The organism is uncultured Caulobacter sp. (assembly GCF_937900395.1).
Classification (GTDB): Bacteria; Pseudomonadota; Alphaproteobacteria; order Caulobacterales; family Caulobacteraceae; genus Caulobacter.
This window is the reverse complement of the sequence record NZ_CALCDX010000240.1, coordinates 1-24,013: the sequence shown is the minus strand read 5'-3', so window position 1 is coordinate 24,013 and position 24,013 is coordinate 1. Positions and strand designations below refer to the sequence as shown.

General features: G+C 70.6%; 20 protein-coding genes. 19 read left to right on the top strand and 1 reads right to left on the bottom strand.

Annotated features, from left to right (window positions below):
• Positions 1 to 81 precede the first annotated feature (81 nt).
• From Q0379_RS21730 to uczS, 15 genes are all read left to right on the top strand, one after another.
• Complete coding sequence (locus Q0379_RS21730; protein ID WP_299016656.1) at positions 82 to 3,783, top strand: glycoside hydrolase/phage tail family protein; 3,702 nt, start codon at positions 82 to 84, stop codon at positions 3,781 to 3,783.
• 102 nt (positions 3,784 to 3,885) lie between these two features.
• Positions 3,886 to 4,812, top strand: a complete 927-nt coding sequence (locus tag Q0379_RS21725; RefSeq protein WP_299016653.1) for a J domain-containing protein — start codon at positions 3,886 to 3,888, stop codon at positions 4,810 to 4,812.
• Positions 4,813 to 4,901: 89 nt separating this feature from the next.
• On the top strand, positions 4,902 to 5,144 hold the full coding sequence (locus Q0379_RS21720; RefSeq protein WP_299016650.1) for an AbrB/MazE/SpoVT family DNA-binding domain-containing protein: 243 nt from the start codon (positions 4,902 to 4,904) through the stop codon (positions 5,142 to 5,144).
• The gene (mazF, locus tag Q0379_RS21715; RefSeq protein ID WP_066680171.1) at positions 5,141 to 5,476 is read left to right on the top strand and encodes an endoribonuclease MazF; all 336 of its coding nucleotides are present in this window, start codon (positions 5,141 to 5,143) and stop codon (positions 5,474 to 5,476) included. The genes Q0379_RS21720 and mazF overlap by 4 nt, the downstream gene beginning before the upstream one ends.
• 92 nt (positions 5,477 to 5,568) lie before the next feature.
• Entirely contained in the window at positions 5,569 to 5,889 is a 321-nt protein-coding gene (locus Q0379_RS21710) for a PepSY domain-containing protein (RefSeq protein ID WP_066680169.1), read from the top strand.
• 17 nt (positions 5,890 to 5,906) lie between these two features.
• Positions 5,907 to 6,584, top strand: coding sequence for a response regulator transcription factor (locus Q0379_RS21705; protein ID WP_099538388.1), 678 nt, complete (start codon positions 5,907 to 5,909; stop codon positions 6,582 to 6,584).
• 4 nt (positions 6,585 to 6,588) lie between these two features.
• A complete protein-coding gene (locus tag Q0379_RS21700) occupies positions 6,589 to 7,980 on the top strand; it encodes an ATP-binding protein (protein ID WP_299016646.1) in 1,392 nt (463 codons plus the stop codon).
• 190 nt (positions 7,981 to 8,170) lie between these two features.
• Positions 8,171 to 9,502, top strand: a complete 1,332-nt coding sequence (locus Q0379_RS21695) for a hypothetical protein (RefSeq protein WP_299016644.1) — start codon at positions 8,171 to 8,173, stop codon at positions 9,500 to 9,502.
• A gap of 233 nt (positions 9,503 to 9,735) precedes the next feature.
• Positions 9,736 to 10,869 carry a c-type cytochrome biogenesis protein CcmI gene (gene ccmI, locus Q0379_RS21690; protein ID WP_299016642.1) on the top strand — a complete coding sequence of 378 codons (1,134 nt, stop codon included), beginning with the start codon at positions 9,736 to 9,738 and terminating at the stop codon, positions 10,867 to 10,869.
• Positions 10,866 to 11,351 carry a cytochrome c maturation protein CcmE gene (gene ccmE / locus Q0379_RS21685; protein WP_299016640.1) on the top strand — a complete coding sequence of 162 codons (486 nt, stop codon included), beginning with the start codon at positions 10,866 to 10,868 and terminating at the stop codon, positions 11,349 to 11,351. Before ccmI ends, ccmE begins: the two co-directional genes overlap by 4 nt.
• A gap of 145 nt (positions 11,352 to 11,496) precedes the next feature.
• On the top strand, positions 11,497 to 13,479 hold the full coding sequence (locus tag Q0379_RS21680; protein ID WP_299016638.1) for a heme lyase CcmF/NrfE family subunit: 1,983 nt from the start codon (positions 11,497 to 11,499) through the stop codon (positions 13,477 to 13,479).
• On the top strand, positions 13,479 to 13,931 hold the full coding sequence (locus tag Q0379_RS21675; RefSeq protein ID WP_299016752.1) for a cytochrome c-type biogenesis protein: 453 nt from the start codon (positions 13,479 to 13,481) through the stop codon (positions 13,929 to 13,931). Before Q0379_RS21680 ends, Q0379_RS21675 begins: the two co-directional genes overlap by 1 nt.
• A gap of 172 nt (positions 13,932 to 14,103) precedes the next feature.
• The gene (locus tag Q0379_RS21670) at positions 14,104 to 15,681 is read left to right on the top strand and encodes a Do family serine endopeptidase (protein ID WP_299016636.1); all 1,578 of its coding nucleotides are present in this window, start codon (positions 14,104 to 14,106) and stop codon (positions 15,679 to 15,681) included.
• Between the two features lie 190 nt (positions 15,682 to 15,871).
• Positions 15,872 to 16,543, top strand: a complete 672-nt coding sequence (gene uczR, locus Q0379_RS21665) for a two-component system response regulator UczR (protein WP_299016634.1) — start codon at positions 15,872 to 15,874, stop codon at positions 16,541 to 16,543.
• Between the two features lie 177 nt (positions 16,544 to 16,720).
• The gene (gene uczS / locus Q0379_RS21660) at positions 16,721 to 18,127 is read left to right on the top strand and encodes a two-component system sensor histidine kinase UczS (protein ID WP_299016631.1); all 1,407 of its coding nucleotides are present in this window, start codon (positions 16,721 to 16,723) and stop codon (positions 18,125 to 18,127) included.
• 151 nt (positions 18,128 to 18,278) lie between these two features.
• Here uczS and Q0379_RS21655 read toward each other — a convergent pair whose 3' ends face one another.
• A complete protein-coding gene (locus Q0379_RS21655; protein WP_299016628.1) occupies positions 18,279 to 19,169 on the bottom strand; it encodes a M56 family metallopeptidase in 891 nt (296 codons plus the stop codon).
• Between the two features lie 106 nt (positions 19,170 to 19,275).
• On the opposite strand from Q0379_RS21655, the gene Q0379_RS21650 reads away from it, so the two are divergent.
• The 4 genes from Q0379_RS21650 to Q0379_RS21635 all read left to right on the top strand — a co-directional run bounded on the left by Q0379_RS21650 (position 19,276) and on the right by Q0379_RS21635 (position 23,843).
• Complete coding sequence (locus Q0379_RS21650; protein WP_299016626.1) at positions 19,276 to 22,152, top strand: bifunctional [glutamine synthetase] adenylyltransferase/[glutamine synthetase]-adenylyl-L-tyrosine phosphorylase; 2,877 nt, start codon at positions 19,276 to 19,278, stop codon at positions 22,150 to 22,152.
• 227 nt (positions 22,153 to 22,379) lie between these two features.
• On the top strand, positions 22,380 to 22,805 hold the full coding sequence (locus Q0379_RS21645) for an EF-hand domain-containing protein (RefSeq protein ID WP_299016623.1): 426 nt from the start codon (positions 22,380 to 22,382) through the stop codon (positions 22,803 to 22,805).
• Positions 22,806 to 22,831: 26 nt separating this feature from the next.
• The gene (locus Q0379_RS21640; protein WP_299016621.1) at positions 22,832 to 23,389 is read left to right on the top strand and encodes an RNA polymerase sigma factor; all 558 of its coding nucleotides are present in this window, start codon (positions 22,832 to 22,834) and stop codon (positions 23,387 to 23,389) included.
• 13 nt (positions 23,390 to 23,402) lie between these two features.
• Positions 23,403 to 23,843: a hypothetical protein gene (locus Q0379_RS21635; RefSeq protein ID WP_299016619.1), complete on the top strand. Its 441-nt coding sequence runs from the start codon at positions 23,403 to 23,405 to the stop codon at positions 23,841 to 23,843.
• Positions 23,844 to 24,013: the final 170 nt, after the last annotated feature.

The following is a 24,013-nucleotide window of genomic DNA, read 5'->3' as shown; positions in this document are numbered from 1 at the left end:
ATGGCGGAGCAGAACCCGCTTTGTCCGTGGGTTCGATCTGGGCCCCGGCATTCGCCGGGGAAGCCGGAGGAGAAAGTTCAAATGGCTCAAGTCATCCTCTCCAGCGTCGGCGCGGCGATCGGCGGACCGCTGGGGGCCGTGGCCGGGGCGGCGCTGGGGGCGGCGGTCGACCAGGCCGCGCTCTCGGCCCTGTCGCCGGCCCGCCAGATCGGTCCGCGCATCCCCGAGCTGCGACTGACCGGCGCGGCCGAGGGCGCGGCGCTGCCGTGCGTGTTCGGCCGGGCGCGGGTCGGCGGCCAGGTGATCTGGGCCGCGCGGTTTCGCGAGAAGCGGGTCGAGGGCCGCGTCGGCGGATCAAAAGGCCAGAAGACGACGTCCTACGCCTACAGCCTCTCGTTCGCCGTCGCCGTGGCCGAAGGGCCGATCGACGGGATCGGCCGCGTCTGGGCCGACGGACGGGTGATGGACCTCTCCGGGGCCACGATGCGCGTCCACCTGGGGAGCGAGGATCAGGCGCCCGATCCGCTGATCGCCGCGATCGAGGGCCAGGCGCCGGCCTATCGCGGCGTGGCCTATGTGGTGTTCGAGGACCTGCCGCTGGAGCCGTTTGGCAATCGCCCGCCCCAGTTGTCTTTCGAGGTCTTCCGCCGGCCGCGCACGCCCGGCGATCCGCCGGGGCTTGAGGAGCGGCTGAAGGGCGTTTGCCTGATCCCCGGCGCGGGCGAGTTCGTCTATGCGACCGAAGCGGTCCTGCGCCGCGAAGGTCTCACCCGGACAGCCAGCGAGAGCGTCCATAACGCCGACGGCCGCGCGGATATCGTCGTGGCGCTAGACCAGTTGCAGGCGCAACTGCCGAACGTCGACCACGTCACCCTGGTCGTGGCCTGGTTCGGGTCCGACCTGCGCTGCGGCCAGTGCCAGATCCGGCCGGGGGTGGAGCAGTCGAGCAAGGACACCCTGCCGATCGCCTGGAGCGTGGCGGGCGTGGAGCGCTCGGGCGCGCATCTGGTCTCGCTGAAGGACGGCAAGCCCGCCTATGGCGGCACCCCGGCCGACGCGGTGGTGCTGCAGGCGATCGCCGAGCTGAAGCGGCGCGGGCTGAAGGTCACGCTCTATCCGTTCATCCTGATGGACACCCCGCCAGGCCAGCCCGCCTATCCCTGGCGAGGCCGGATCGCCTGCGAGGCGGGCGCGGATGGAACTGCGGCGGCGACCGCCCAGGTCAACGCCTTCTTCGACGGCGAATGGGGGCTGCGGCGGATGGTGCTGCACCAGGCGAGCCTCGCGGCCCAAGCCGGAGGGGTGGACGGCTTTGTCATCGGTTCGGAGCTGCGCGGGGTCACCACGACGCGCGGACCGGGCGGCGCCTATCCGGCGGTCGCCAAGCTGAAGGCTCTGGCCGCGGAGGTCCGCGCCGTGCTGGGCGCCTCGACCAAGCTCGGCTACGCCGCCGACTGGAGCGAATACTTTGGGCATCAGCCCGCCGACGGAAGCGGCCATGCGGTGTTCCATCTCGATCCCCTGTGGGCCGATCCGAACATCGATTTCGTCGGCGTCGACTGGTATCCGCCGATCACCGACTGGCGCGAGGGCGAGACCCATCTGGACGCCGCCGCCGGCTTCTTGGGCCCGCACGACCCGGCCTATCTGCGCGCGGGCCTGACCGGCGGTGAGAACTTCGACTGGTTCTACGCCAGCCCGACCGCCCGAGACGCCCAGATCCGCACGCCGATCGCCGACGGCGCCCACGGCGAGGCCTGGATGTTCCGCGCCAAGGACCTGAAGTCGTGGTGGAGCAACCCTCACCACGACCGCCCCGGCGGCGTGCGGTCGGCGACGCCGACGGCCTGGGTCCCGCGGTCCAAGCCGATCCGCCTGACCGAGTTCGGCTGTCCCGCCGTCGACAAGGGCAGCAATTCGCCGAACCTCTTTATCGATCCGAAGAGCTCCGAGAGCTTCCTGCCGCCGTACTCGACCGGCGAGCGCGACGACTTCGGCCAGCGGCGCTGCCTGGAGGCGGTGCTGGCCTGGCTGGACGAGCCGACCGCCAATCCGGTCTCGCCGGTCTATGGCGGGCCGATGGTCGAGGCGGCCAGCGCCTGGTGCTGGGACGCGCGGCCGTTTCCGGATTTCCCGGCGCGGTCGGACGTCTGGGCGGACGGAAGCTCGTGGACCCTGGGGCACTGGCTGACCGGCCGCGCCGGGATCGCGCCGCTGCCGGAGCTGATCCGGGCCCTGAGCGCGCGGGCCGGCGTCTCGATCGACCCCGGCGAGGCGGGCGGTTCAGTGGGCGGTTACGTCGTCGATCGGCCCATGCGCCTGCGCGACGCGCTCGCGCCCCTGACGGAGGCCTTCGCCCTGGATCCCGTCGAGCGCGGCGACCACGTGCGGATGATGGCGCGGTCCGGCCGCGTGGCGGGCGCGCTGGCCGAAAGCGATCTGGTCCGCCCCGACGACGGCCCTGTCGAGCGCGAGACCCGCGTGCTGGAGCCCACCGCCGAGGCCCTGCGCCTGCGCTTCCTGGACGCCGGCCGCGACTACCAGGTCGGGGCGGTGGTCGTGCGCCGCGAGCAGGGCGAGGGAACCCGAGACGCCGACGCGCCGATCGTGCTGGCCGCGCCAGACGCGGAAGCCTGCGCCCGTCGGATGCTGGCCGCCGACGAGGCCGCGCGGCGCTCGCGGATCCTCCACCTCTCGCCCTCCGCGGCCCTGCGCCTGGAGCCCGGCGACCGCCTGGCCCACGACGGCGGCGCCTGGCGGGTGGCGCGCCTGGATCTCGACGAGCGACCGCACGCGACCCTGGTCCCGGTCGTCGCCGGGCAAGGCGTCGGCGGCGGTCTCGACTGGACGCCGGCTCCGCCGCGCGAGCCGCCGCCGCCGGCGGCGCTGTTGGTGCTGGACCTGCCGTCGAACGGCGCCCTGGCGGACGACGCCCGGCCGCTGGTCGCCGCCGCGAGCGAGCCTTGGCGTCCGCTGGAGATCCACGCCGGCCCGGACCTCGACACGCTCAGCGTCAGGGCGCGCCTGACTCAGCCAGCCACCCTGGGCGTGACCCTGACGGATCTCGCGCCGGCCTCGCCACATCGCGTCGATTGCCTGGGCGCCCTGACGGTGCGGATGGAGGGAACCAGCCTGTCCTCGGTTTCGCTGGGCGCGATGCTGGCGGGCCGCAACAGCCTGGCCATCATGGCCGGCGATGGAAGCTGGGAAGTGATCGGCTTCCGCGACGCGGCGCTGCTGTCGCCCGACGTGTGGCGGCTCTCTGGCCTGCTGCGCGGTCAGCGTGACGGGGCGGCGAGCGCGACGACGATCCTGACCGGCGCGGCGGTCGTGCTACTGGACGAGGCGGTGGTCCCGATGGAGGTCGCGGCCTTCGAGCGCGGGGTTCCGCTGAAGGTCCGCGCGGCTCTGGCTGGCGGTCCTCCGGCGGGCGCCGCCGAGACGACGGTGGTCTGGACCGGTCGAGCGCTGCGCCCGCTGGCCCCGACGCATCTGCGCGCGCGGATGGTCGGCGGCGACCTCCAGCTCTCTTGGATCCGCCGCGCCCGGACCGGCGGCGATGTCTGGGCGGGCGAGGTCCCGCTGGTCGAGGGCGTCGAGCGCTACCGTGTCCGCGTGCTGGACGGCGCCTCGGTGCTGCGGGAAGTCGAGGTGTCGGCGCCGGTCTTTGTCTACACCGCCGCCATGCGAGCGAGCGACGCGCCGCCGACCGGGGCGCGCCTGGAGATCGCTCAGGCGGACGCGCTCTACGGCTGGGGCGCGGTAGTGACGATAGGGTTGTGATAAAAATGCCACATCAAGTCTTGCGCGGGGCGCTGGACGTTCTAGATGGAGGGCGTTACCCCCACTTGCCTAAGCTCTAAGCCAGCTCGATGAGGACCTTCCTTGGCGCGTGACCCCTATCAGGAACTCGGCGTTTCCCGCACCGCGAGCGCGGACGAGATCCGCAAGGCGTTCCGCAAGCTCGCCAAGCAGCATCACCCCGACGCGAACCCCGGCGACAAGAAGGCCGAGGAGAAGTTCAAGCAGGTCAGCGCCGCCTTCGACATCCTGGGCGACGCCGAGAAACGCAAGAAGTTCGACCTGGGCCAGATCGACGCCGATGGCCGCGAGACCATGCGCGGCTTCGGCGGCCAACCCGGCAACGGCCCGTTCAACGCCGGCGGCTTCGGCCGGGGCGGCTTCCGCGTCGACGAGGGGCCGGAGATCGACCTGTCGGACCTGTTCGGCGGCATGTTCGGCGGCGGTCGCGGTCCCTTTGGCGGCGGCGGCCAGACCGGCGGCTTCGCTCCGCGCGGCGCCGACGTGAAGGCGCGTCTCGAGATCGACCTGGAAGAGGCGATCAAGGGCGGCAAGAAGCGCGTGGCCTTCTCGGACGGCCGCACGATCGACGTGACCATCCCGGCCGGCGCCCAGGAAGGCCAGACCCTGCGCCTGAAAGGGCAGGGCAGCCCGGGCCGCGGCGGCGCGGGCGACGCCATGATCGAGCTGGTGATCAAGCCGCACCCGATCTACCGCCGCGAGGGCGAGGCGCTGGTCATGGACCTGCCGATCTCGGTCCCCGACGCGGTGCTGGGCGGCAAGGTCGAGGCGCCCACGCCGGACGGCAATGTGATGCTGAACGTTCCCAAGGGCAGCAACAGCGGCCAGACCCTGCGCCTGAAGGGTCGGGGCTTCGCCGACGCCAAGGGCAAGCGCGGCGACCTCTTGGCGCGCCTCGTCGTCACCCTGCCCGAGACGGTCGACCAGGACCTCGAGAAATTCGCCCAGGCCTGGCGCGAGCAGAAGCCTTACACGCCGAAGCGGAAGTAGGCGGGCGTCGGCAAAGCTACCGGCAATGTCTCGACATTTGTTGACACATTGCGCTGGTAGGCTGATCTTGGTTCGCGAGGAGATCGGCCATGCAGGTGATCGTGAAGAAGTGGGGCAACAGCGCCTCGGTCCGGATCCCGGCCCGAGTGATGGCGGCCGCCGACATCGCGATAGACCAGGCCGTCGATGTGCGAGAGGAGAACGGCCGGATTATCATCGAGCCGATCCGGGCGCCCGAGTATGATCTCGACGCCATGCTCGCCGAAATGGAGCCTGAGACGTTCCACGAAGACATCGACTTTGGCGATGTGGTCGGCAAGGAGTTCTGGTGAGCGCGCGGTACGTTCCCGACGCCGGCGATATCGTGTGGCTGCAGTTCGATCCGCAGGCAGGCCACGAGCAGGCTGGCCACCGTCCAGCGCTGGTGCTTTCGCCCTCGGCCTACAACGGCAAGCGGGGCATGATGCTTTGCTGCCCAATGACTAGCCGCGTGAAGGGCTATCCTTTCGAGGTGGTCGTGCCCGGCCCTTCCCCAAGTGTCGTGTTGGCTGACCAGATCAAGAGCGTTGACTGGGTTGCTCGCCGGGCGACGCGCAAGGGCGTAGCGCCCGCGCCAGTGTTGGCCGAAGCGCGCGCGAAGCTGAAGGCGCTCCTGAGTGTGTGATCTTCGCCGTCCGACCGTGACAGAACGACGCAGCCCGTTCATAAGCTGGGCGTTCAGTCTCCATTCAGCCGCGTTCCGTTAGACCGGAGAGCATGAAAACGATCCGCGTCATCCTCGTCGCCGCCGCGCTGGCCGCCGCCCTTCCGGGCGCGGCGTCGGCGCAGCGTCGTGGGCCCGACTCGCTGGGCGCCGACTGGCGCGCGCAGCAGGACGAGGCGCGGGGCGGCGTGCAGTCGGGTCGGCTGGTGCCGCTGTCGCGGGTGATCGAGATGATCTCGCGCCGCGTGCCGGGGCGGGTGCTGGACGCCGGCCTCGAGGGCCGCAACTACCGCGTCCGCTGGGCCACGGCCGACGGCCGCCGCATCGACTTCATCGTCGACGCCGAGACCGGACAGATCATCAGCGGGGGCTGAGGAGTTTTCGAGGACCCATGCGCATCCTGCTCGTCGAGGACGATCCCGATCTGACGCGCCAGCTGAAGCTGGCCCTGGCCGACGCCGGCTACGCCGTCGACCACGCCCCCGATGGCGAGGAAGCCCAGTTCCTGGGCGAGACCGAGCCCTATGACGCCGTGATCCTCGATCTCGGCCTGCCCAAGGTGGACGGCGTGTCGGTGCTAGAGCGCTGGCGGCGCGGCAATGTCACGACGCCCGTCCTGATCCTGACCGCGCGCGGCGCCTGGAGCGACAAGGTCGCCGGCTTCGACGCGGGCGCCGACGACTATCTGGCCAAGCCGTTCCATACCGAGGAGCTGCTGGCCCGCCTGCGCGCCCTGCTTCGCCGCTCGGCCGGCCACGCCGCGCCGTCGTTGTCGTGCGGCGCCCTGCGCTTGGACCCGCGCGCCGCGCGCGCCAGCGTCAATGGCGAGCCGCTGCGCCTGACCTCGCTGGAATACCGCCTGCTGCACTACATGATGATGCACCAGGGCCGGGTGATCGGCCGCACCGAGCTGGTCGAGCACCTGTACGACCAGGACTTCGACCGCGACAGCAACACCATCGAGGTGTTCATCGGCCGCCTGCGTAAAAAGCTGGGCGCCGAGCGGATCGAGACCGTCCGGGGCCTGGGCTATCGCCTGGCGCCGCTGCCCGGCGAAGACGCGGCCTAGCCTTTTGTTGGACCTGCGCCGCCGTTCGCTGGTCCGCCGCCTGATCCTGATCGCCGGGATCTGGACCCTGCTGGTCGTGGTGATCGCCGGAGTGTTCCTGACCGCCCAGTTCCGCGGCGCGGCCATCCGGCGGTTCGACCAGTCGCTGGCGGTGCTGACCGACGACCTCTATGCGGGCTCGACGGTCGAGGGCGGCGTGCTGAAGGCGCCGTTCCTGACCGATATCCGGGCCACGCGCGCCTATTCCGGCCGCTACTGGGTCATTCTCGATAAGTCGCCCGACGGATCGATGAAGCCGATCGAGCGCTCGCGCTCGCTGTTCGACAGCGACCTGATGCTGTCCTCGGCCCAGATCGACAAGCTGGACGCCGCGCCCGGCAAGACCCAGTACTTCGACATGCGCGGCCCGCAGGACAAGCCGCTGCGCGCCGCCGCCATCCTGACGCGCCTGCCGGGCTATCCGGACCCCGTCGTGTTCCTGGCCGCCGAGGACCGCTCGCCGATCGACGCCGACGCCGACCGCTTCGCGCGCATCACCGCTTTCGCCCTGCTGATCCTGGGCGGCGGCCTGATCCTGGGCATGGTGGTGCAGGTGCGCTTTGGCCTGCAGCCGCTGTTCCGCCTGCGCCGCGAGGTGGCGTCGGTCCGGCGCGGCAAGGCCGAGCGCGTCGAGGGCGTATATCCCGAGGAGTTGTCGCCGCTGGCGACCGAGCTCAACGCCCTGCTGGCGCACAACCAAGAGGTCGTCGAGCGCCAGCGGACCCACGTCGGCAATCTGGCCCACGCGCTGAAGACGCCGATCTCGGTGATGCTGACCGAGGCCAACCAACAGCCGGGCCAGCTGGCCGAGGTGGTCGAGCGCCAGGCCCAGACCATGCGCGAGCAGGTCGACCACCACCTGCGCCGCGCCCGCGCCGCCGCCCGCTCCCAGACCAGCGGCGAGCGCACGCCGGTCGAGCCGATCCTGGACGAGTTGGCCGTCACCCTGGAGCGGATCTTCCAGGACAAGGCGGATGGGCGGGGGATCGAGATCGACTGGCGCTGCCCCGAGGACCTGGCCTTCCAGGGCGAGAAGCAGGACCTCTTGGAACTGGTCGGCAACGTCATGGAGAACGCCGGCAAGTGGTGCCGCGGCAAGATCCGAGTCGACGCCGCGCCGTCGGGTGAGACGCGGATGATCGTCACCGTCGACGATGATGGTCCTGGTCTGCCGCCCGAGGAGCGGGCCCAGGCGCTGAAGCGCGGCCAGAGGCTGGACGAGAACGCGCCCGGCTCGGGCCTGGGTCTATCGATCGTCGACGAACTGGCCCGCGCCTATGGCGGCTCTATCCAGCTTGGTGAATCGCCATTGGGCGGATTGCGGGTCATGCTCGATCTGCCGCGGGCCGAAACCTGAGCGATCGCGACCCGGCGTCGCGGTAGGCCCCGCGCCCGCGAACAGCGGCTAAACCGCTTACAAGCTTGAGCTTTCGGCGCGATGAGCGTCCGGGCCCCAGACGCGATTTTTATCGCGTTTCGGAAATCCTTAACCTCGATCCGAACATGGTTGATGGAACTGTCGGTTGCATGGACCGACATGGGGAACAATGGCCGCCATAGCCGCCCATAAACTGCAGCTGATCCGGACGCTGGTGGAGACCGCGCCGGATGCGGCGCTGCGCAGCCTGGAGCTGGCCCTGGCGGGGACCAGCGCCCAGAGCATTTTCGCGCCCGTGCGCGAGCTGGTCGAGGAAGAGACCGCCAACCGCTTCGTCCGTAACAGCGTGTTGGCCCCGATCGTCCCCCTGTGCGCCAAGCGCGAGGAGGGGGCCATCGCCTTTCCCCCGCCGGTGCTGGCGCGAACCTGGCGCGCCCTGCGCGGCATCGCCCCGCGCGAGGCCCAGGAAGCGGCGGCCAAGTGCAATCCCTGGGACCTCGATCAAGGCTCCCCCCTGGTCTTCGACGAGCTGTGCAAGATCGGCGCGGCGGCGCTGCGCGATCCCGAGAACGCCGCCTTCGACAGCGTCCGCTCGCTCTGCGATCCCGAAGAGCTGGCCATGTGCCTGCAGCTGGCGCCGATCGTCCGCACCTGCCTGCCTCGGCTGTCGGAATGGGTCAGCCGGATGTCGGACGAGCGGGCCGCCGCCGCGCGGCTGGCCTATGCCGACGCCTGCCGTATCCGCGAGGACGCCGGGCCGCTGCTGCTGGACATCCTGTCGGCCCATCTGCCCGACGAGTGGCGCATCCTGCGCGTGATCTCGGCGGTGATGGATCGGCCGAGCGATCGCTATCTGGCCTCGTCCGAGGTCAAGGGCCTTGGCGAGCGCTTCCTGGCCGACATCGAAGCGTCGATCGCTCATGTCGAGACCTTCGACTTCGGCGGCGGCGAGGCGGCGGGCCGCGAGGCCGCCCTGCGCGCCCAGAAGGTGCAGCTGCAGATCGTCGAGTTCCAGCAGTCGGTGGATCTCAACAAGGACGGTCCCTGGGGCCGACGCGTGGCGCGCTTCAAGCAGACCATGGCCAAGGCCTGCGAAACGCGGATGGACCAGATCGAGCGTGAACTGGGCAAGGCGTTGCCGACCCGGCCGATCTCGATGCTGGCCAAGAAGGGCGCGCGCGGCGTGGCCAAGCTGGTCGCCCCGCCCGACGAGGCCATGCTGGACCGGGCCCGAGGCGGGCTGGCCTTTATCGCCGACCTGCGGCCCTGCGCCGACAAGGCGGGTTATGGCAGCAGCCGCAACAAGTTCCTCGAGAAGCTGAACGCCTATCTCGACCCGTATATCGAGGACGTCCTGCACGTGGCCCGCACCGGCGACGGCGGCGATCCGGCCATCGCTATGGACTATCTGAACGTCGCCGCCAGCTTCATCGCCTACACCCGCGACGACAAGACCGCCGAGATCGTCCGCCGCCGCGCCGCCGCGGCGATCGCGGCCTGATCAATCCCTTCCGATCTTCCCGGCGAATGCCGGGATCCAGATCGAGCCCACGACATCAAACGTATGGCGTAGGCAGACGGCGCGTCACCCCAAGCCTCTCAGGATGAATCTGGGCCCCGGCATTCGCCGGGGAGGTCGGGAGTCTTGCTTATGCCGTTCGGAAGGCGCGGCTTGACGCCCTTAAGCGCTTTTCCCACTAACGGCCGGCCTCAGAACAAGCTAACACCCGCATCATGATCGCATTCTGGATCGCCGCGACCGGGCTGTCGGCCGTGACCGCGGGGCTGGTGCTGCGCGGCGCCGCGCGGGCCCGGCCCGTAGACGACGCCCAGGCCCGGCTGGAGCCGCATCGCCGCCGCCTGGCCGAGGTCGAACGCCTGGCCATGGACGGCCTTTTGGCGCAGGACGAGCTGAAGGCCGCCCGCGCCGAGGCGGGCCGAGGCCTGCTGGCCGCCGCCGACCAGGCCGAGACCTGGGAGCGGGGCGGCGTCGCCGCGCGCAAGGCGGTCGTCGCCATCGCCGGCGCCGCCTGCGTCGCGGGCGTGGGCCTCTATGTCTGGCTTGGCCATCCCGAGTTGCCCGACCAGCCCTACGCCAAGCGCGTCGCCGAATGGAAGGCCGCCGACCCGGCGTTGCTGCAGCCCGCCCAGATCGCCGCCGTGCTGGAAGGCGTCGCGGCCGAGCGCCCGAACGACGCCGAGCCGCTGGTGTTCCTGGCCAAGGCCCGGGCGGCCGCCGGCGACATGGCGGGCGCCGAACAGGCCCTGCGCCGCGCGGTGGACCGCGCCCCGAACCGCGCCGACATCTGGAGCCTGCTGGGTGAGACGTTCGTCATCGAGGCCAAGGGCGACATCGGCGCCGACGCCAAGCTGGCCTTCAGCCGCGCGCTGAAGGCCGACCCGAAGGACCTGCGGGCCCGCTACTATCTGGGCCGCGCCCGCATCGCCGAGGGCGACGTGGCCGGCGGCGTCGGAGACTGGCGCGCGCTGTTGAACAGCCTCGCCCCCAACGATCCGGCGCGCACGGCGCTGGGCCGCGAGATCGCCGACGTCGAGGCCGCCGGCGGCCTTCCCTCGGTTCAGCCGACAGCGTCGGAGAACCCGCAGGTGCAGGGCATGATCGCCGGCATGGTCGAGGGCCTGGCGGCCCGCCTGGCCCAATCGCCCGACGATCCGGACGGCTGGGTGCGGCTCGTTCGCGCCTACGCCGTGCTGGGCGAGACCGCCAAGCGCGACGCGGCCCTGGCGACCGCCTCCGCCCGCTTCAAGGACCAGCCCAAGGTGCTGTCGGCCCTGCGCCAGGCCGCCGATACGCCCCCGCAGGCCAACATGGCCGGCCAGACCAAAGACCAAAAGATCGCGAAATGAGCTTCTGGCCGAAATCCCGCAAGGCGCGCCGGCGCCTGACCGTCCTGCTGGCCGTCGCGCCGGTGCTGGCCCTGGCCGTGGGTCTGGCGCTGTACGGCATGCGCGACAGCATCTCGCTGTTCTACACGCCGGCCCAGGCCCAGGAGGCGCACGTCAAGCCGGGCCGCAAGGTGCAGCTGGGCGGCCTCGTCCAGCACGGCAGCGTGGTCAAGCACCCGGACGGCAATGTCGAATTCGTGGTCGCCGATCAGAAGGCCTCGGCGAAGGTTGTCTATCATGGCGACCTGCCTGACCTGTTCCGCGAAGGGCAGGGGATCGTCGCCGAGGGGACCTTCGACGACCAGGGCGTCTTCGTCGCCAAGCAGGTGCTGGCCAAGCACGACGAGCGCTACATGCCGCGCGACGTCGCCAAGGCGCTGAAGAAGCAGGGCGAGTGGCGCGGCGGGGGCGCTAAACCTTCCTATCCGGGGTATCAGCAATGATCGCCCTTCGGTTCCCTTCTCCCCTAGCGGGAGAAGGTGTCGCGCAGCGACGGATGAGGGGTTTCTCGATCCTGTCCGCGCGACCCCTCATCCGTCTGGCTCCGCCAGCCACCTTCTCCCGCAAGGGGAGAAGGGGAGAGTTCCAATGATCACCGAGCTTGGCGCATTCGCCCTCGTCCTGGCGCTGATGCTGTCGGTCGCCCAGACCGGCCTGTCGGCGGTCGGCGGCGCGCGGCGATCCGTGGTGCTGGCCGGCGCGGGACGCGGCGCGGCCGTCGCGGTGTTCCTGGCCGTGGCCGTCGCCTTCGCCTGCCTGATCCACGCCTTCGTGGTCTCGGACTTCTCGGTCGCCAACGTCGCGGCCAACTCGCACACGGCCAAGCCGATGCTCTACAAGGTGGCCGGCGCCTGGGGCAGCCACGAGGGCTCGATGCTGCTGTGGTGCCTGGTGCTGACGGGCTACGGCGCGGCCACGGCCTTCTTCGGCGACAGCCTGCCGCCGCGCCTGCGGGCCTACGCCATCGCGATCCAGGGCGCGCTGGGCGTCCTCTTCCTGGCCTACACGGTGTTCGCCTCGAACCCGATGGAGCGCCTTCTGGACGCGCCGATCGAAGGGCGCTCGCTCAATCCGCTGCTGCAGGACCCGGCCCTGGCCTTCCACCCGCCGTTCCTCTACGCCGGCTATGTCGGCTTCTCGGTGGTCTATTCGCTGTCGCTGGCGGCGCTGATCGAGGGCCGCATCGACGCGGCCTGGGCCCGCTGGGTGCGGCCCTGGACCCTGGCGGCCTGGAGCCTGCTGACCGTCGGCATCACCCTGGGCGCCTTCTGGGCCTATTACGAGCTGGGCTGGGGCGGCTGGTGGTTCTGGGACCCGGTCGAGAACGCCAGCTTTATGCCCTGGCTGATCGGCGCGGCGCTGCTGCACTCGGCCATCGTCACCGAGAAGCGCGGCGCCCTGCCGGGCTGGACGGCCTTCCTGGCCCTGGCGGCCTTCACCTTCTCGATGCTGGGCGCCTTCCTGGTGCGCTCGGGCGTGCTGACCAGCGTCCACGCCTTCGCCGTCGATCCGACCCGCGGCGTGCTGCTGCTGATCATGATGGGCGTCGCGGCCGGCGCGGGCTTCCTGCTGTTCGCCCTCCGCGCGCCCAGCCTCAATCCTGGCGGCCAGTTCCGCACGATCAGCCGCGAGAGCGCGATCGTTCTCAACAACATCCTGCTGTCGACCGCGACGGCGGTGGTGCTGCTGGGCACCCTGTTCCCGCTGATCCGCGAGGCCATGGACGGCGAGGCCGTCTCGGTCGGCGCGCCGTTCTTCAACCTGACCTTCGTGCCGCTGATGATCCTGGCCTTCGCGGTTCTGCCGGCCGGGCCGCTCCTGGCCTGGAAGCGCGGCGACGCCGGCGGCGCAGCCCGCAAGCTGTGGGTGGTCCTGGCCGCCGCCGTCGTGCTGGGCCTGATCGCCTACGCCGTCGTCCAGCCGCGCAAGGCCCTGGCCAGCGGCGGCCTCGTCGTCGGCTTCTGGCTGATCGGCGGCGCGCTGCTGGAGCTAGCCGAGCGCCTGAAGCTGTTCCGCGCGCCCGCCGCCGAGAGCGCCCGCCGCGCCCGCGGCCTGCCGCGCGGCGCCTGGGGCACGACCCTGGCCCACGCGGGCCTGGGGATCTTCGTGCTCGGCGCCTCATTCGAGACCGCCTGGCGCGTCGAGGCGGCTCAGGCCCTGAGCCTGAACGGTAGCCAGCCGCTGGGCGCCTACACCCTGACCCTGACCAAGGTCGGCACGGTCGAGGGGCCGAACTATCTGGCCGAGCGCGGCGTCGTGAAGGTGGTCGACAAGGCGGGCCGGCTGGTCTGCCTCGCCGCGCCCGAGCGCCGCTTCTATCCCACCGGCGGCCAGACCACCTCGGAGGTCTCGATCTGCCCCAGCGTTCTCAACGACATCTATGTCGTGATGGGCGAGCGCAGGGCGGGCGAGGACGGCAAGCCCGCCTGGCTGATCCGCGCCTATGTGAACCCGTGGGTCCGGCTGATCTTCCTGGGGCCGCTGCTGATGGCCGTGGGCGGCGTCGTCTCGCTATCGGACCGCCGGGTGCGGCTGGGCGTCGGGCGTCGGGCGCAGGAGACGGTGTCGTGATCCGCAAGCTCAAGACGGCCGCCGTCGCCCTCTGCGCCATCGCCTTGACGGCCGGCGCCTCCGAGCCGTCCGAGCGCCTGGCCGATCCGGCGCAGGAGGCCCACGCCCGCGCTCTGTTCCGCGAGGTGCGCTGTCTGGTCTGCCAGAACGAGTCGATCGACGACTCCGAGGCCCAACTGGCCGGCGATCTGCGGCGAATTGTCCGCGAGCAGGTCAAGGCCGGCCGCAGCGATTCCGAAATCCGCGCTTTCCTGGTCGAGCGCTATGGCGAGTTCGTGCTGCTGAAGCCGCCGTTCTCGGCCGGCAACGCCGTGCTGTGGCTGGCTCCGGTGGGCATTCTGCTGATCGGCGGCGTCCTCATGGTCGGGCTTCTGCGTCGGCGCGCGCCAGCAGACGGCGAGCTTTCGCAGGACGAGGAAGAGCGCCTGAAGCGTCTGCTCCAAGACGATTGACACGATTGCGCCGAAAAGGGGCCGCAAGAAGCTCTAGCCGGGGCGTAAAGATTGGGTCGAAGCCATTGCACCTTTTACGCGCCGGACTAGGTTCTGAGGTCAAAGGGACCGCGCTGGCGCGGGTTGAGGCATAAGGGACCGCGTGGCGACGCGCGGGTGAGGAAAGACGAGAATGACCGCTAGGAAGTCGGGTTTCATTGTGGGCGCCGTGGCAGGCGCGGGCGTCGCCTGCGCGGCCTTGGCCGGCGTGGGGATGCGCATGGGGACCGCCGCCGCGGAAGCCCCGGCCGTCCGCACCAGCGTGGCCAGCGCCCCGGCTTTCGCGCCGCCGCCCGGCGCGCCGATGTCGTTCGCCGACATCTTCGAGAAGGTTTCGCCCGCGGTCGTCCAGATCAACGTGACCTCCAAGGCCTCCCCGCAACCGCTGCGCATCCCCGGCTTCGAAGGCTTCGACATCGTGCCGCGCGGCAAGAAGGCCCCCGGTCCAGGCCAGGACGGCGATGACGGCGACACGCCCGCCACGCCGAAGCAGCAGTCGGCCGGCTCGGGCTTCTTCATCTCCGCCGACGGCTATATCGTCACCAACAACCACGTCGTCGCCGACGCCGACGATATCCAGGTGGTGATGAAGGACGGCCGCGAGCTTAAGGCCACCCTGGTCGGCCGCGACGAAGGCACCGACCTGGCGGTGATCAAGGTCGTCGATCCCAAGGCCAAGACCGGCGATTTCCCGTATGTGAACTTCGAGAACCAGGCCAAGCCGCGCGTTGGCGACTGGGTCATCACGATCGGCAATCCGTTCGGCCTGGGCGGCACCGCCACGGCGGGCATTATCTCGGCCTATGGCCGTAACCTGGGCGACACCACCTCGTCGTTCGTCGACTACATCCAGATCGACGCCCCGATTAACCGCGGCAATTCGGGTGGTCCCAGCTTCGACATCTACGGCCGGGTGATCGGCGTCAACAGCGCCATCTACTCGCCGTCGGGCGGCTCGGTCGGCATCGGTTTCGCCATTCCCGCCGACGTCGCGGAGGACACCGCCAAGCAGCTGATCGCCGCTGGCAAGGTGGTGCGCGGCTACATCGGCGTCAGCATCCAGGACTTCAGCGCGGAATCGGCCGAGGCGCTGGGCCTGAAGGACGTCAAGGGCGCGATCGTCGCCGAGGTCGTCGCCGGCGGCCCGGCCGCCAAGGCCGGCCTGCTGCCCGACGACATCCTGGTGGGCGTCAACGGCGTCAAGGTCGCCGACCGCTCGGAACTGACCCGCGAAGTGTCCAAGGCCCGTCCTGGCGAGATCATCAAGATGTCGATCATCCGCGACGGCAAGCCGCGGGTCGTCGACGTCCGCTCGGGCACGCGCCCGTCGGAGAACTCCCTGGCGGTCAATGACGACGATCAGGATCAGGAGGGCGGCGCCGCCCCCAGCCCGGGCAAGCCCGCCAACCAGCGGGTCGACGCCCTGGGCCTGACCTTGGCGCCGATCGACCAGGCCGCTCGCGACACCTACAAGATCGACAGCGAGATCAAGGGTCTGCTGATCGCTGGGGTGAAGGGCGACAGCGACGCGGGCGAGAAGGGCCTGGCGAAGGGCGATGTCCTGGCCAACATCAACGGCGTGGCGGTCACCAGCGCGGCCGAGGTCAACGCGGCCGTCGCGTCCGCCAAGAAGGCTGGCCGCACCGCTGTCCTGGCGAAGGTCATCCGCCAGAACCGCCCGGTCTTCGTTCCGCTGAAGATCGCGCCGTAGGCGGATCGGCCTTTTAACGACAGAGCCCCGCTCCGGTGCGCCGGAGCGGGGCTTTTTCGTTTCTGACCAAGGTTTAAGTTACGCGGGTCGCCGAAAGCGGTATTTCCGAAGCAACTATCGCGCGCTGGCGCAGAATCGGTTGAACGTCGATCGTCCAACTTGTCTGTCCGCGCGCATGAGGGGCTCGCTGATGCGTATTCTGATTATCGAAGACGACCTGGAAGCCGCCGGCGCCATGGCGCACGGCCTGAAGGAGGCCGGCTATGAGGTCGAGCATGCGCCCGACGGCGAGGCCGGCCTGGGCGTGGCTCAGAAGGGCGGCTTCGACGTCCTGGTCGTCGACCGCATGATGCCGAAGATGGACGGCGTCACCGTGGTCGAGACCCTGCGCCGCGAGGGCGACCAGACGCCGGTGCTGTTTCTGTCGGCCCTGGGCGAGGTCAACGACCGCGTCACCGGCCTGCGCGCCGGCGCCGACGACTATCTGGTCAAGCCCTACGCCTTCCCCGAGCTGATGGCCCGGGTCGAGGCTCTGTCGCGCCGCCGCGAGACGGGCGCCGTCGCGACCACCCTCAAGGTGGGCGAACTGGAAATGAACCTGATCAACCGGACGGTCCATCGCCAGGGCAAGGAGATCGACCTGCAGCCGCGCGAGTTCCAGCTGCTGGAATTCATGATGCGCCACGCCGGCCAGTCGGTGACTCGCACCATGCTGCTGGAGAAGGTCTGGGAGTATCACTTCGACCCCCAGACCAACGTCATCGACGTGCACATCTCGCGCCTGCGCAGCAAGATCGATAAAGGCTTCGATCGGGCCATGCTGCAGACCGTGCGCGGCGCCGGCTACCGGCTGGATCCGTAACTTTCATCCGATCTCCCCGGCGAAGGCCGGGGCCCAGATCGAAGGGCCGAGCGGCGCCGGACTGGATTTTCGCTCAGGCTGAATCTGGATCCCGGCCTTCGCCGGGAAGGTTGGAGATTTCAATGCTCCGAGCTCCAACGAGGTCGGACCCGAGGAGGCCTTAGCGCCTACGACACCATGCGTCTGCCGCGCCTTCTCCGCACCACGCCGTTCCGGCTGACCTTGCTGTTCCTGGCGTTGTTCGCCGCGGCGGCCAGCGCCTTTCTGGGCTATATCTACGTGGCCACGGCGGGCGAGGTGAACCGGCGCGCCCAGGCCGAGATCAGCCGCGAGTTCGAGAGCCTTGAGGCGGCCTACCGCCAAGGCGGCGTCGACGCCCTAAACCAGACCATCGTCGAGCGGGCGACCGGCGAGCGGCCGTTCCTCTATTTCCTGGCCGACAACACCGGCAAGCGCATCTCGGGCTCGATCGAGGAATCGCCGATCGCCAACTTCTCCGGCGACGGTCCCGAATGGGCCAGTTTCAAGGTCACCGAGACCGATCCCGACGGGGCCGAGGTCAAGGCCGCCGCGCGCGGCGTTCAGCAGCGCCTCGACCACGGCGAGATCCTGTTTGTCGGCGCCGACGTCGACGCCTCCGAGGCCTATGTCCGCAAGATCGTCCGGGCGCTGTGGGGCGCCGGGGCGCTGGTCATCCTGTTGGGGTTGGCGGGCGGGGTGGTGATCAGCCGCAATGTCAGCCGCTCGATGCAGGGGCTGGTGGATGTGGTCAACGACGTGCGCGCGGGCGACCTGCACGCCCGGGCCAAGATTCGCGGCGCCCGTGACGAGTACGACGAGCTGGCCGAGGGCCTGAACGACATGCTCGACCGGATCGAGCGCCTGATGGGCGGCCTGCGCCACGCCGGCGACGCCATCGCCCACGACCTGCGCTCGCCGCTCACCCGCCTGCGCGCCCGCATGGAGGTCGCCCTGATCGACGCCGAGAACGGCAAGGGCGATCCGGTCGCGGCCTTGGAGACGGCGCTGGCCGACGCCGACGGGGTGTTGAAGACCTTCAACGCCGTGCTGGCCATCGCCCGCCTGCAGGCCGCCGGCTCGGCCCCCGACCAGCGGGTGTTCGACGCCTCGGAGCTGGCCGGCGACATGGCCGAGCTCTACGAGCTGTCCTGCGAGGACAAGGGCCTCGACTTCAAGGCCGAGATCACGCCGGCCCTGTCGATCAAGGGCAACCGCGAGTTCCTGGCCCAGGCCCTGGCCAACATCCTCGACAACGCCATCAAATACACGCCCGAGGGCGGGGCGATCATGCTGCGCGCGCGGCGCACCTCGTCGGGCGAACTGGAGTTCTCGGTCACCGACACCGGCCCCGGCGTGCCCGAGGCCGACCGCGCCCGGGTGGTCCAGCGCTTCGTGCGCCTGGAGAACAGCCGCAGCGAGCCCGGCGCCGGCCTTGGCCTGTCGCTGGTCCAGGCCGTGGCCGCCTCGCACGGCGGGCGGCTGGAGCTGGCGGAAGGGCCTGGCGAGTACAACGGCACGGGTCCTGGCCTGCGCGTGGCCCTGGTGCTGCCGCGGGTGGAATAGGGGGCGGGCTTAAGCGCCCCCCTCCGTCTCGTCGCCTGTCGGCGCCGATCCACCTCCCCCGTTGCACGGGGGAGGATGACGTCCTCCTCACCCGCGAAGCGGGGGAGGTGTCGCGACGCGAAGCGGCGTGACGGAGGGGCGCTCTTACGCCCTACGGGGTCTCCGCCACCCAGGTGATCGCGCCGGTATAGGGATCCATCTGCGGCGTATAGGCCGGCGGCATGTCGCTGTAGTCGGGTCCGCGCGGGGCAACGCTCCAGACGATCGCCATGGCCGCGACGGCCAGAAAGGTCATGGTCAGGAACCCAGCGATGTCGCGGGTCAGGCTAGGCTCGCCGCGGTTCAGCAGCGAGACGCGCAGGATCAGCGGATGAGTCGCCCAACCACAGGCCAGCGGCGAGGTCGAGACGCTGAGCTGCGCCTTCATCAGGGCCTTGGCGTAGTCGGCCCGGATGTTTGAGCGCAGGGCCACGACCGTGGCGTCGCAGGCCAGCTCCTGATCGATGCGCACCAGGCGCTGGGCGAGCGCCACCAGCGGATTGCACCAGCCCAGGACGCCGAAGACGGCGATGGCGAGGTTGGCGATTGGGTCGCCGCGATTGATGTGGGTGCGCTCGTGCAGCTGGATCATCTCGCGCTCGCGGGCGTCGAAGCGCTGGGCGAAGTCGGCGGGGAGCACGATGCGCGGCCACAGCGCGCCCATGACGGCGGGACCGGCCAGGCCCTGGCGGACCTTGCGGCGGAACAGGTGCTCGCGCAGCACCAGGATCGCCGTGGCGATCGCGCAGCCGGCCAGCCACAGCATCACCAGCTTGGGCGCCCAGACGCCCAGCGGCCGAGCCGGCGCGCCCAGGTCCATGGTCTCGGCCAGGCTGGGGAAGAAGGCGGCGGCGGCGGCGGCCGGCGCGATGATCCAGAGGCCATAGGCCCGGCGAGGCCCGAACAGCCGGCGCGCGAACGGCCTTAGGGCGATGATCAGCAGCACCGCCGCGGCGGCCGCCACCTGGGCGCGGATCAGGGCTAGGGCGAAGAGCTCGATCATCCTCGGGCGGTTCCTGCCGTTTCCTCGGATGTGATGGTTACAACTGTAATATCCCGCGTCAAGCCGGAGTCTTGTTCCAGAGAGCAAGGCGCGCGACGGTGCCGCCATGACTCGCCTCGCTGACCAGCTGACGCCCTGCGGCCCCATCGTCGATCCCAAGGCCGCCGAGCGCGCCTACGAGGCGATCGCCAAGCGGGTCGGCGAGGCCTTTGCGGTCGTCGAGGCCGCCTGGCCGGCCCTGGCCCCGGTGTTCGCCGCCTCGCCCTACCTGACCAGCCTGGCGCGGCGCGACGGCGTGCGGCTGCCGTCGATCCTGGAGGCCGAGCCGGAGGCGCGTCTGGCGCAAATCCTGGACGCCGCCGAGGCCGTGGGCGCCGAGCCGGACTTCGAAACCGCTCGCCGGGTGCTGCGGGAGCTGAAGGCCGACCTGCACCTGCTGACGGCGCTGTGCGACCTGTCCGGGGTCTGGGACCTCGACCAGGTGACCGGCGCCCTGACGCGCTTCGCCGACGCCGTGCTCCACGCCGCCCTGGCCCAGGCCGTGCGCCAGGAGGTCGATCGCGGCGCCCTGACCCACGTCGGCGACGGCGAGGACGGCCCCGCGCCGGGCCTGTTCTGCGTCGCCATGGGCAAGCACGGCGCGTTCGAGCTGAACTATTCCAGCGACATCGACTTCTCGATCTTCTACGCGCCCGAGAAGCTGCCGGTGACCGAGGGGCACGAGCCCCAGGCCGTGGCGGTGCGGATCGCCAACCACCTGGGCCGGATCCTGCAGGAGCGGACCGGCGACGGCTATGTCTTCCGCATCGACCTGCGCCTGCGCCCCGACCCGTCCTCGACCCCGCCGGCCATGCCGGTCGACGCGGCCATGGACTACTACGAGAGCGTCGGCCAGAACTGGGAGCGCGCGGCGCACATCAAGGCGCGCATCGCCGCTGGCGACCTGGCCGAGGGAGCGGCCTTCCTGGCGGAGCTGCAGCCGTTCATCTGGCGGCGGAACCTCGATTTCGCGGCGATCGCCGACATCCACTCGATCAAGCGCCAGATCCACACCTACAAGGTCGACGACCGCCTGACCGCCAAGGGCGCGGACCTGAAGCTGGGCCGGGGCGGCATCCGTGAGATCGAGTTCTTCGTCCAGACCCAGCAGCTAATCCTGGGTGGCCGCCAGCCCGACCTGCGCAGCCCGCGCACGCTGGACGCCCTGAAGGCGCTGTCGGAAGCCGGCCACGTGACGCCCGAGGACGCCGCCTGGCTGACCAAGGCCTACAAGGACCTGCGGGCGCTGGAGCACCGCGCCCAGATGATCGCCGACGACCAGACTCACAAGCTCCCGGACTCCGACACCGACCGCAAGCGCGTTGCCGCGCTGTGGGGCGAGGGCAATCTGCGCAGCTTCGACGCCGCCGTCGGCAAGGTCCTGAAGGGCGTCAACCTGCGCTACGGCCGCCTGTTCGCGGGCGAGGAGGAGCTGTCCTCGCGCTTCGGCAGCCTGGTCTTCACCGGCGTCGACGACGATCCCGAGACCCTGGCGACCCTCAAGCGCATGGGCTTCTCCAGCCCCGAGCGCGTCGCCGCCACCATCCGCGGCTGGCACCACGGCCATATCGCCGCCACCCGCACCGAGCGGGGGCGCGAGTTGTTCACGCGCCTGGCCCCGCGCCTGTTGGACGCCGCCAACGCCACCGGCGCGCCGGACCAGGCCTTCAACCGCTTCGCCGACTTCTTCAGCCGCCTGAGCTCGGGCGTGCAGATCCAGTCGCTGTTCCTGGCCCAGCCGCGCCTGTTCGAGCTGATCGTCGAGGTCATGGCCTTCGCCCCGCGCCTGGCGACCACCATGGCCAAGCGGCCGACGGCGCTGGACGCCCTCTTGGACCCCAGCTTCTTCGGTCCGATCGAGACGCCCGCCGTCGCGCCGTGGGATCCCGAGGACTTCGAGGGCGCGATGGACGCCGCGCGCCGCCTGTTCCGCGACCAGAGCTTCCGGATCGGGGTGCGGGTGATGAGCGGCACGGCCGACGCCCGCGATATCGGCCGAGCGTTCGCGGAGCTGGCCGACCTGATCATCGGTGGCCTGGCGCCCGCGGCCCTGGCCGAGGTCGAGCGGCTGGGCGGCGCCTTCCCGGGCCAGGTGGCGGTGGTGGCCCTGGGCAAGGCCGGCTCGCGCGAAATGACCGCCAAGTCGGACCTGGACCTGATGACCCTCTACGCCGCCGACGATCCCGCGGGGATGTCGGCGGTCAAGGAGTGGAGCGCCGACGTCTTCTACGCGCGCTTCACCCAGCGCCTAACCTCGGCCCTGTCGGCGCCCACGGGGGAGGGGACGCTGTACGAGGTCGACCTGAAGCTCCGGCCCTCCGGGACCAAGGGGCCGGTGGCGGTCAGCTTCGCGGCCTTCGAGGACTATTACGAGCGCGAGGCCGAGACCTGGGAGCTCCTGGCCCTGACCCGCGCGCGGGTGGTCTGGGCCAGCTCCGAAGCGTTCCGGGAACGGGCCGAAGGGGCGATCGCGGCGGCGCTGCGCCGGGCGCGCGATCCCAAGAAGACCGCCGCCGATGTCGTCGAGATGCGCCAGCTGATGGAGCGCGAGCGACCGGGCAAGGGCGACTGGGACCTGAAGCTCGATCCCGGCGGCCTGGTGGACATCGAGTTCGCCGCCCAGTTCCTGCAACTGGCCCACGCCGCGGCGGGCGGCCCCCTGCGCCAGAACACCGGCGAGGCCTTGGCGGCCCTGCGCGAGGCGGCCCTCGCCGATGAGGGGGCGCTGTCTCGGCTGGAGGCGGCCTGGCGGCTGGAGCAGGATCTCTCGCAGCTGATCAAGGTGGCGCTGGAGGACGGCGGCGACCCGGAGGCCGAGCCCAAGGCCTTCAAGGCCCTGCTGGCCAAGGCCGGCGGCGTGGCCCAGTTCAAGTCGCTGAAACCGAAGCTGGCGAAGGCCAAGGCCGAGGCGAGGGCGGCTTACGAGGCGGTGGTGAAGGGGTAACCTACAGCCGATCTCCCCGGCGAATGCCGGGGCCCAGATCGAACCCACGTCGTCTGCAGAAGTTCGCGAGAGGGTCGGCGCGCCCACCCAAACCGCTCAGGATGAATCTGGGCCCCGGCATTCGCCGGGGAGGTCGGGATTTATTGATCAAGCCTCCGACGGAATCCCCCTGTCCACGCGTTTCACTCTCCGGGACGGGCCTTCCAGTTTCGGAGACCTTGAGACAGATGATCAAACGCACCCTGATCGCCGCCGGCGCCGTGCTGGCCTTGGCGGCCCCCGCGCTGGCCCAGACCAGCGCGCCCCCCGCGCGCCAGACCCCCACGGGGATGACCCTCGAACAGTTCCAAGCCAAGAACACCGACAAGATGTTCGAGCGCCTGGATACGAACAAGGACGGCAAGATCTCGCCCGACGAGTTCGCCGCCTTCCGCGAAAACAACGCCAAGGCCGACGCCAAGGCGACCAAGGCTGGCAAGCGCGGGAAACGGATGTTCGCGCGCTTCGACAAGGACAAGGACGGTTCGCTGTCCCGGGCCGAGGCCGCCGACGTCCTGGCCATGCGGTTCAAGCGCATGGACGCCAACAACGACGGGATCCTGACGCTGGAGGAGTTGCAGGCCAAGTCCGGCAGGGCCAAGGTCGGGGTCTGATGGCGGCGTGCGCGGCGGGTTGAAGCTTGTCCGACGGGAACGATCCCGACGAGGTGCTGCTGGCGGGGGTGAGCCGAGGCGAGCCGACCGCCGTGCGACAGCTGCTGGACCGGCGCCTGCCGCGCATCCTGGCCCTGGCCCGGCGGATGCTGAACGACGCCGGCGAGGCCGAGGACGTGGCGCAGGAGACGTTTCTGCGGGCCTGGAAGCAGGCGAAGGCCTGGAGACCCGGCGCGGCGCGGTTCGACACCTGGCTGCACCGGGTGGCGCTGAACCTGTGCTACGATCGTCTGCGGCGTCGGCGCGAGATCGCGACCGATACGCCGCCGGAGCAGGTCGATACCGGACCCGCGCCGGACGCGGGCTTGATGGGGGCGGAGCTCTCGCGGCGGGTCGAGGCGGCGCTGGCGGCGCTGCCGCCGCGTCAGCGCGAGGCGATCGTGCTGTGCCACCACCAAGGCCTTGGGAATATCGAGGCCGCGGCGCTGATGGAGCTCAGCGTCGAGGCCCTGGAAAGCTTGCTCGCGCGGGGGCGCCGGGCGTTGAAGGCGTCGCTGGCGGATCTGCGGGGGGCGAGCGGATGAAGGAGGCGTGGTCATGATGTCTCTCGAAAGGTTCGAGGATCTGGCCGAGATCTATGGCGGCGACATCGCCCGCTGGCCGGAAGGCGAGCGCGAGGCCGCGCGCGCCGTGCTGGCGGGGCAGGCCGAGCGCCTGGCGCCGGTGCTCGCCGCCGCCGCCCAACTGGATCGCTTGCTGGATCTCGCGCCGGCCCAGAGCCCCGACGCCGCGCTGATCGGCCGCCTGATCTCGGCCGCGCCGCGGCCCGCCGCGGCGGGACCGCGCTGGATCGCGGGCCTCTCCGCCGCCCTGGGGCTTTCGGCGGCGGCCTTCGCCGGGGTGTTCGTCGGCGTCGCGGTCGAGCGCTCGCCCCAGGTCGCCGCGCCGGTGGCCGTCGCCGCCGCTGTCGAGCCGGTGGTGACGGCCGTGGACACCAACGCGTCGCTGCAGGACGCCATCGCCGAGCCGGACGCCTGATGAACGGATCGCGTCCCTGGATGATCGCCCTGGCCGTCTCGGCGGCCATCAACGTCTTCCTGATCGGCGGCTTGGCCGGGATGGCGTTTGTCCGGCTGACCGCGCCGCCCCCGGCTTCGCCGGCGCCGCCGCCGCCGCCCGCGCCGGCCGCGGCGCCGCGTCCGACCCTC

Bases quoted from the DNA above. Each gene is read 5' to 3' on its own strand.
- Q0379_RS21730 (WP_299016656.1), top strand. From the start codon at position 82: ATGGCTCAAGTCATCCTCTCCAGCGTCGGCGCGGCGATCGGCGGACCG.
- Q0379_RS21720 (WP_299016650.1), top strand. From the start codon at position 4,902: ATGCAGGTGATCGTGAAGAAGTGGGGCAACAGCGCCTCGGTCCGGATC.
- Q0379_RS21710 (WP_066680169.1), top strand. From the start codon at position 5,569: ATGAAAACGATCCGCGTCATCCTCGTCGCCGCCGCGCTGGCCGCCGCC.
- Q0379_RS21705 (WP_099538388.1), top strand. From the start codon at position 5,907: ATGCGCATCCTGCTCGTCGAGGACGATCCCGATCTGACGCGCCAGCTG.
- Q0379_RS21695 (WP_299016644.1), top strand. From the start codon at position 8,171: ATGGCCGCCATAGCCGCCCATAAACTGCAGCTGATCCGGACGCTGGTG.
- ccmI (WP_299016642.1), top strand. From the start codon at position 9,736: ATGATCGCATTCTGGATCGCCGCGACCGGGCTGTCGGCCGTGACCGCG.
- ccmE (WP_299016640.1), top strand. From the start codon at position 10,866: ATGAGCTTCTGGCCGAAATCCCGCAAGGCGCGCCGGCGCCTGACCGTC.
- Q0379_RS21680 (WP_299016638.1), top strand. From the start codon at position 11,497: ATGATCACCGAGCTTGGCGCATTCGCCCTCGTCCTGGCGCTGATGCTG.
- Q0379_RS21670 (WP_299016636.1), top strand. From the start codon at position 14,104: ATGACCGCTAGGAAGTCGGGTTTCATTGTGGGCGCCGTGGCAGGCGCG.
- uczR (WP_299016634.1), top strand. From the start codon at position 15,872: ATGCGTATTCTGATTATCGAAGACGACCTGGAAGCCGCCGGCGCCATG.
- uczS (WP_299016631.1), top strand. From the start codon at position 16,721: ATGCGTCTGCCGCGCCTTCTCCGCACCACGCCGTTCCGGCTGACCTTG.
- Q0379_RS21655 (WP_299016628.1), bottom strand. From the start codon at position 19,169: ATGATCGAGCTCTTCGCCCTAGCCCTGATCCGCGCCCAGGTGGCGGCC.
- Q0379_RS21650 (WP_299016626.1), top strand. From the start codon at position 19,276: ATGACTCGCCTCGCTGACCAGCTGACGCCCTGCGGCCCCATCGTCGAT.
- Q0379_RS21645 (WP_299016623.1), top strand. From the start codon at position 22,380: ATGATCAAACGCACCCTGATCGCCGCCGGCGCCGTGCTGGCCTTGGCG.
- Q0379_RS21635 (WP_299016619.1), top strand. From the start codon at position 23,403: ATGATGTCTCTCGAAAGGTTCGAGGATCTGGCCGAGATCTATGGCGGC.